This is a genomic window from Halorientalis brevis, assembly GCF_023077655.1.
In genome coordinates this window covers 112,895-119,881 of sequence record NZ_JALLGV010000011.1, presented here as the reverse complement: position 1 = coordinate 119,881, position 6,987 = coordinate 112,895, and the positions used below count along the sequence as shown (strand labels likewise).

10 protein-coding genes are annotated in these 6,987 nt (G+C 56.1%); 9 read left to right on the top strand and 1 reads right to left on the bottom strand.

Features of this window, described 5'->3' with window-relative positions:
• Positions 1 to 216: helix-turn-helix domain-containing protein (locus MU553_RS22165; RefSeq protein ID WP_247381719.1), on the top strand; the 216-nt coding region annotated here is incomplete at its 5' end.
• Between the two features lie 32 nt (positions 217 to 248).
• Here the strand turns inward: MU553_RS22165 and MU553_RS22160 are convergent.
• The gene (locus MU553_RS22160; protein ID WP_247381717.1) at positions 249 to 572 is read right to left on the bottom strand and encodes a DsrE family protein; all 324 of its coding nucleotides are present in this window, start codon (positions 570 to 572) and stop codon (positions 249 to 251) included.
• 121 nt (positions 573 to 693) lie between these two features.
• On the opposite strand from MU553_RS22160, the gene MU553_RS22155 reads away from it, so the two are divergent.
• The 8 genes from MU553_RS22155 to MU553_RS22120 all read left to right on the top strand — a co-directional run bounded on the left by MU553_RS22155 (position 694) and on the right by MU553_RS22120 (position 6,963).
• The gene (locus MU553_RS22155; RefSeq protein ID WP_247381714.1) at positions 694 to 1,299 is read left to right on the top strand and encodes a class I SAM-dependent methyltransferase; all 606 of its coding nucleotides are present in this window, start codon (positions 694 to 696) and stop codon (positions 1,297 to 1,299) included.
• Positions 1,300 to 1,338: 39 nt separating this feature from the next.
• Positions 1,339 to 2,148, top strand: a complete 810-nt coding sequence (locus tag MU553_RS22150) for a nucleoside phosphorylase (RefSeq protein WP_247381712.1) — start codon at positions 1,339 to 1,341, stop codon at positions 2,146 to 2,148.
• A 292-nt stretch (positions 2,149 to 2,440) separates the two neighbouring features.
• Positions 2,441 to 3,394, top strand: a complete 954-nt coding sequence (locus MU553_RS22145; RefSeq protein WP_247381710.1) for a DUF6610 family protein — start codon at positions 2,441 to 2,443, stop codon at positions 3,392 to 3,394.
• A 7-nt stretch (positions 3,395 to 3,401) separates the two neighbouring features.
• The gene (locus MU553_RS22140) at positions 3,402 to 4,250 is read left to right on the top strand and encodes a DUF6884 domain-containing protein (protein ID WP_247381708.1); all 849 of its coding nucleotides are present in this window, start codon (positions 3,402 to 3,404) and stop codon (positions 4,248 to 4,250) included.
• A gap of 202 nt (positions 4,251 to 4,452) precedes the next feature.
• Positions 4,453 to 4,719, top strand: coding sequence for a DdfA family disk-determining factor (ddfA, locus tag MU553_RS22135; protein ID WP_247381706.1), 267 nt, complete (start codon positions 4,453 to 4,455; stop codon positions 4,717 to 4,719).
• A gap of 1,169 nt (positions 4,720 to 5,888) precedes the next feature.
• On the top strand, positions 5,889 to 6,248 hold the full coding sequence (locus MU553_RS22130; RefSeq protein ID WP_247381705.1) for a hypothetical protein: 360 nt from the start codon (positions 5,889 to 5,891) through the stop codon (positions 6,246 to 6,248).
• Entirely contained in the window at positions 6,245 to 6,550 is a 306-nt protein-coding gene (locus MU553_RS22125; protein ID WP_247381703.1) for a hypothetical protein, read from the top strand. Before MU553_RS22130 ends, MU553_RS22125 begins: the two co-directional genes overlap by 4 nt.
• Entirely contained in the window at positions 6,547 to 6,963 is a 417-nt protein-coding gene (locus MU553_RS22120; protein ID WP_247381701.1) for a DUF8129 domain-containing protein, read from the top strand. The genes MU553_RS22125 and MU553_RS22120 overlap by 4 nt, the downstream gene beginning before the upstream one ends.
• Positions 6,964 to 6,987 lie beyond the last annotated feature (24 nt).

Genomic DNA, 6,987 nt, shown 5'->3' with positions numbered 1-6,987 from the left:
GAAAGCGGCTACTACGAACAGCCCCGGAAGACGTCACTCCGGGATCTGGCCGACAAAACTGCCGTCGCGCGGTCGACGTACGAAGAACACCTCCGGAAAGCGGAGAACAAACTCCTCACGAACGCGGGGCAGTTCTTGCGCTTGGTCACCGCGACAGCGACGGACGACCCCTTACAGGTCGAAAAGACACGACAGCCCGAACAGGCTGCCGATTAAGCTGCTGGAAGGTCACTGGATTTGTTGCCTGGCTATCCGATAGTGAGTACCTTCTCAGCGTCCTCCACGATTCGGAGGTAGTCGTCCATCGAAGCCCGGGGTCTGAGGTCGTCTGCATCGAGGTCGCGGGAGTCGAGACACGTCCCGCAGGCAAAGAGGTCGCCGCCGTTCTGCGTGTACTTGCGCATCACGCCGTGTGGGTTGAACTTCTCGTGTTCGAGGGCTGGTGCCTCGACGCCATCTCCGAGGAGGAAGACTTCGACTGAATGGTCCGCATCGAGTGCCGTATTTGCCAAACGGAAGGCATTCCAGACGCGCTCAGGATCGTTCGTCTCGAGGATGATTCCGAGTTCCATAGGAGAACAATGGCGAGAGTGCACTTGAGACCTCGTGACAGTTCTCGTAGACGGAAAATCAGGGCGGTGCTTACAATGATGGTTGGTAAGGGACAAATCGAGGCGGAGGCACGAGTCTACAATGACTGACGTCGAGAGTTTCATTCGGTTCTGTGAGAGCGAGTTCGGGACTGCGGTCATGGACCGTGAAGCAAGATACGTCAAAGAGCAGGTCTCAGGTGCCGATCGGATTCTCGACGTTGGCTGCGGCATCGGGTCGCTCGAAGAACGCTTTCCCGAACGCGAGATACTCGGGCTGGATCGCTCAGCGACGATGCTTCACGCCGCACGAGACCGAGTGGCTGCCCCGTTCATTCGTGGCGATGCAACCGCTCTTCCCATTGCGACTGCGTCTGTTGATGCCGTCGTCTGCATCTCCACGCTCGAATTCATACCCGATATCGATGCAGTCCTGACAGAAGCAGCTCGCGTCCTCGACTCCGATGGAACTCTCGTTACATTGCTGTTGAATACACACTCGGAGTACGTCCAATCGAATCTTCAGCGGGACGGATCGTACTTCCAGCGGATGGTCCACCGGGATTCTGCGAAGTTGGCGGACACAATACTGGAATACGTCGATGGCGAGCAAGAGTTTTTCTTGAGTATCTCCGACGAGGAAATCTTCGAGAGTGCAGATCCAGCGAAAGCCGCGATCTCAGCGGTCGTCGGGACGCCGCGTGAGTGACCACAATATCCTTGCCGGGGTTCCCTGAATAGGAACTACATGTCTGGCTCGTCCGACTCGGAGACATCTCCGCTTTTCGAGGCGAAAGCATTCGACGAACAGTCCGTTTTCAGGCCAAGTGCGCTGTTGGAGAATGCTCGACGGCAGAAGGACCTCCCAGAACGCTCGGTTCCGGATATCTGTATTCTCGATCCAGATGGGGATATCGTGCGACAGCTCATGGCCACTGATGAAGCAGCGAAAGACGAGACGTGGCCTGGCTATCATACCGACCTCTATCGATTTGAATACAATGGCGAGGAATTCGGTATCGTGGGTTGTGCGGTCGGCGCTTCGTTCGCCGTGCTCGTCGCAGAGCAGCTGTTCGCTGCCGGCTGCCAGTTCCTCATCAGTGTCACCTCCTCAGGTCAAATTATTCCGAAAGACGACCCACCCTACTTCGTCCTTATAGACCGTGCGCTCCGTGACGAAGGGACGAGTCATCACTACCGATCAGCAAGCCAGTATGCGACGCTCGATGCTGATCTCTGTGCGTCGGTCGAAGAGGCATGCAAATCGGTCTCACGACCTGTGTATACGGGGACAACGTGGACGACTGACGCCCCATTTCGGGAGACTGAGACTGCAATTGAACGAGCCCGGTCTGAAGGAATCCTCGCTGTCGAAATGGAAGCAGCAGCGCTGTATACGTTTGCGGAGGTTCGGAAGCGACCGATCGTTTGCTTCGCGCACGTGACCAACCAGATGGGGCAGACTGAGGAGGATTTCGAGAAGGGGAAAGCAGATGGTAGTCAAGATGCATTAGAGGTTATCGACGCAGCAGCTACCGCCTGGCGATCTAAAAACTGAGCAGCAGCCTCTCAGCAACTCACAACTGGTCGTTTTCTGGAATCGTATGTGTGAGAACGATTTCAATTTAGTCGTGCTGTATGGGGTTCTCTGTATCTTGCACAGTGAGTTTGATAGATCCATTATCTGTCCAGTGTGACCCCTCCGTTATCTATGTGTTTCGCGAGTACATCCTGTTGACGGCGCCGCTATTCCATCAGTCGAATCTTCAGTAGCCAACCCAGATGACAGTTCTCAATCAGTTTGTGCTGCGCTCACCAGCTGGACGCCGTCCATGGCGTTCAGGTATACGATGTCTTCAGACGTATACGCTTCTTGGTCAGCAGCAGCACTCACCGACGCACAGCTGGCCGATTACGTCGGATTCCTCCACCGTGAGCCGTTCGTGATCGACGCCTACCGACTTGGCTTTGCGGTCGGGATTCGCGAGGACTACACGTATCAGAACACGTTGCGGAACGTCGACATCCCAGTCGAAATCCTCGACAACGACTTTCGCAATCCCGACTTGGACCGATATATCCGCCGCTTCGAGGGCTATAATCCCCGGGTTGGCATCCTCGGCGATGCCTACGACCGAACGGAAGCACGTCGCTACAACAGAGCAGCACGGGAACTGAAAGACAAATTCGACGACGTCGAGATCATCATTGTCCCGAAGTGCCGCGACGCGATCGGCACCATCGACGACGATATCGTCCTCGGGTATCCGATGGGCTACAGCGATCAGACCGCCGACGAGTACACGAATATCGTGGACTGGCGAGGACGGCGGGTGCATTTGCTGGGTGCGAGTCCACCGAAACAGTACAAGGCGATTCAGGCGCTCACTCAACCACGCGTTACCGGCGAACCACCTGCCGACATCGTTGGTGTCGACTGGAATGGCGTGCATCTCGCAGCGCTGAAAGGCGAGTATTTTACATCCCACGGCTACCAGAACGCCGACGACCTCTCGATCCGCGAAACCGTCCGCCGGAGTCTCGACTGGATCAAGCGATACTGGCAGCAAGTCGGAGTGTGGCCGGTTAGCGAGTCGGGCAAGTGCCCGCTTGAAACTGATCCGTATGACCGCGTCTGGGCCGTCGATGGCCACCATGCCAGTGGGCGCGAGCTCGAAGATGCCATCGTCGTCGAGTACGAGAACGGCCAGACACTCGCATATCGCTCCGACCACGAGCGCAAGCGCGTCGAATACCACGAGGGACTGACGCCCGTCGACGTTTGTTCTCCCCAGAGCGGGTGAGGGAACCTTGAGTAACAATACCCGCGCAGACGCGACTCGCGGCCGATTCGTCCTCGTCGGTTGTTCAGACGTGAGCGCCGATGAACCGTGCGAAGGCCAGGACCTCTCACTGTCGCCGGCGTTCGTCGCCAAATGCCACTACGCCGCTGCAGCGACCCAGTGGGCTGGCGAAGCGAACCGGCAAGCGAACACCTGGGCAGTGCTGTCGGCCGACCACGGCGTCGTTCCCCCACGTCACGAGATCGAACCTGTCGGCGCAACCGTCGCAGATCTTCGATCGGAGCCACTCGAAACTGATCAGCAGTACGAACTTCCACCCGGCGAGCCAGTCAAATCCCGTCTCGACAGGTGGGCATTGTCGGTCCGAACAGAATTGGCTGATTGGCTTCGGCGACCGTATCGCGCCGATCAGACAGCGTCCCCCTGCAGGGAATTGGTCGTCGTCGCTGATGACGACTACGTCGCCGCGCTTCGCGAGCGACAGATATTCGAGCAACGCCCGAAATCGCTCGCGACGGACCAGAAGCAGTCGATCAAGACGCTGCCTCCGAAAGCAACCGTTCGATTCCCATTCCAGGATCAGGACCTCACAGACGATCGTGAGCGGCACGAATGGCTGATTGAGCGAGCAGAGACACTGCAATCAGCAGTACCAACACAGGCCGGTGAACTCTCCGCATTCGGGGGTGGCTATACCCGGGACCGGGCCCGCTGGCAGGTCGACCGTCCCAGTATCGACATCGAGGAGACAGAACAAGCTTCGCTCGATACCTTCGAGGACGTCCCCGATCGATTCATCGCAACCGAGCAGCGCCGCCTGGACGCGCTCACCGATGGAAGGAGAACCGATGTGTAGCGAGAGTCTCCAGCAGATCGACATAGCGGCCGATATTCAAACGCATAGCCAATTACGACATCCTAGTATTAGTGGGTTGTATTCGACGGCGTACAATCTTGTAAATTATTATGCCAGGATTGTTCAAATACATGCTCGCGGGTTGAATATTCGAACAAAATCGTCAAAACACCTTTACCACGTGGCGGTATAGGTCCGACCAATGGCATGCTTAGAGTCTGAAACGGCTGAATTGGACCGGCTGACGATGACTGAGCGAGTTGTCGCTGAAGTCGCTCGGGCTAAAGACGTTTCTCCAACGGATCTCAACCCACTGCAGTCAGTCGTTGATCCAGATGCACTTGATCAACTGTTTGATCCGGTCGCCAATTCACCACGCATGGCAGGGCAGGTTTCGTTTTCCTATCACGGTTATGAGGTGACGGCCCATGCGGACGGATATATTCAGCTCACACAACAGAGCGAGTGAGTCTAGATAGTCCCTTGATTTGTACTTCGGTTTTGAGTCAGAGGGTGGGGCGTTGAGATGACAAGACAACAGCGGAAGTGGAAGGGTTTGGCCACCAGCAGCCGACTGCAGTCGGCACTGGCAGATGAGACCGCCATCTGTTGGACTTCCCTTCCGCAGAACACACTTCAATATCCTACAAGTTTGTATTACGGACTATAAGCCAGCGAAGTGGTTGCGTTATTACCTATTTATCATTCCCGGATGTTTGCGCTTCTTCTGACGGCACTGTGAAATTTGAGTTGCCACAGAGACAGGTGCCGTCGGTCCCAATCGGACGTACTTCGTTGGTTGCTGTTTTCTCGATGGGGTATACCTTGCCACAGACGGTACACTGACCAACTGTCCGGGTATTCGTTTCACCAGCGGATGACTCTGTGACGGTGGGCCGCCATCTCATACGAAGACGATTTCCTCATACCGAGAATTAGATTGCTGCCGCTCTCCTGCAATTCTGTATCGTTGCAGTTGAGATCGCCTCGTATGGTCCCACAGTAGAGAGAGCACTGAGTTACCCAGATGGACGCTCTGTACAATCACTATAACGTCATGTACGTCCAGAAAGTGGGTGGGTACGGAGTGTTGAGAGGGACGTGGAGCTTATGGGTGAAGCACGGAAGAGACATCCTCAAGCCATCTGAGTGCTGTGTGTGCTGGTATGGGTGTACCAGCCTATCCACCCTTGTTCTCTTCCGCACATAGCCATTCTCCGGCCCTGGTATTGGTAATACAGCCCATTGGGTCACGTAGTGACTGAATTCGTACTACCTGGATTCCATGCCTTCCTACACGAACGGCACCCGGAGAAGAGACCACGACACAGACTCGGTCTGTCCCATAGAGTTCTCAGAGCTGTCAGCGTAACCAATATTTTCGGTGTGTGGTGGCCCCTCTGGTTTATTTCTCTACCGACTCATGCGACACAACCGCTTACAAGTGGCAGTCTCATCGTCCTCGACGTCAACATCCAAGTCGCACCTGTGGTGAGTTCGCTACTCGCCTGCGGAATCGTCGGTCACGCGCTAATCATCAACCTTCCAATGAGAAATTAACCAACATCAGGCCGATCCGACGTGCTATGTTGGTTACAAATTAGCAGCCGGCCGTTTGTGTGCCCCCAGCTAGTGAGGATGCAGTCAACAAGTGAGGCAGATACCGGTCAGCGCATTGCCCTCGAAGACACCGACCACCTAGAGTTCAACGCAGGCAGCGTCACTGACGCCTACGCCGAGATCAGCACAACTGTCGTCTGTCAGCTTCCCAGTTCTCCTTCCGTCCGAGATGTAAAGGGATACATCCTGAAAGCACTGCTTCGGCAAATGCCAGTCCTCAGTATCGAGGATATTCACGAACTCCGGCTCCTCCTCGACGTCAACGTTACCAATGACGCGTCCGTCGACGAGCAGATTGCAGCTGTATTCGAGGCCGCAGTACAGATCATCGCCAGGTGGCAACAGTCGCAGTCCGAGCAGGGGAGGTTCTCAGCATGAACACGACACTCGGCGATTTCGGCGCTGGCGGTCGCCGGTCACCTGCAGGGGACCAACTGCTCAATACCAAAGAGCGGGCTATCGATGCTGCCACTGGCGAGTGGCAATACCAAGCCCACACCAGTAATACTGTTGGTTGGCACATTCCAGAGACACCGAAGACACTTCTCCTGAAACAGAAGCCGTCTGGCTGGCAACTGGTCCGAGCGAACAAGCCCATCGGCTCTCGTGACACACTCGCCGAAGCACTCGATCTCGCCGAGCAGTACATGGCTGACCGACCGGAGGGACGTCGCCGATGACCCACATCGAGCGCGACTCCTGGTCCCGTGACGAGCGTCAACGCGTCGACGAAGCACTGCCACGGGCTCGATTCTGGCAGTCGGTCGAACCACGTAAGTTCGGGTTCTGGGAGGTTGTCGACGACACGCTGTTAGCGCACTATCCTGAGTGTCGGTTCAAGCGCGACGAGCAGGTCACGCTTGGTGACTTCCCCGGTGGTGTTCGCACGAGTGATCGCGACGCCGCTCTGCGTGAGCAGCTTCCGCCCGAGAGGTTGCTAGACTGCTCCGACATCGACCGGATCAAAGCGGGGATTTCCTGCATGGACCGTGTTGAGACAGTTCAGCAGTACATCGGCTACGAAAACACTCATGAGCAGCGGGTCGCCATCATCGAATCGCTGGTCCTACGGATCAAGGAATTGCAACAGTAGTCGAGGTAACACCCAGTTTGTCTT